1 protein-coding gene is annotated in these 406 nt (G+C 43.3%); it reads right to left on the reverse strand.

From position 1 onward, the window contains the following. On the reverse strand, positions 1 to 234 hold a 234-nt coding region (locus AM305_RS12825), incomplete at its 3' end, for an MbeB family mobilization protein (RefSeq protein ID WP_237698387.1). Positions 235 to 406 lie beyond the last annotated feature (172 nt).

Genomic DNA, 406 nt, shown 5'->3' on the forward strand with positions numbered 1-406 from the left:
TAATATCGTCAAGGCGATTAGGGTCGGCAAGCGATACATTCTCACGGTATTTTTTATCAATTTCGCCTGCTCGATTTGGATATTTTCGGCTAAATTGTTCCCTGCGTGCTGTAACTGCTGTATCAAGTTTTGCTCGTGCCGTTTGATAGCGTTCTGCACTATCTCGCTTGTACTCTCTAGCTCTTTCTGTGATGTCTGCTGAAAGGTCTGTGCTAAATCTAAAATCTTGCTCATAGAAAGCCCCTTTTAGTCTTAAATTCTGTCCGTCTGTCTTGATTGATAGGTTTTTTGGCGTAATGCGTGCAATTTCAAAACCTGCACGTTCTAGGGCATTTATAACGTCCTGTCGGTCGTTTATCTGCCCTGCGTTCGCTAAAGCTGTTAAACCGTCCGTAATCGCCTGTAA

Origin of the sequence: Actinobacillus minor NM305 (assembly GCF_000175195.1) — a bacterium.
Taxonomy (GTDB): Bacteria; Pseudomonadota; Gammaproteobacteria; order Enterobacterales; family Pasteurellaceae; genus Haemophilus_A; species Haemophilus_A minor.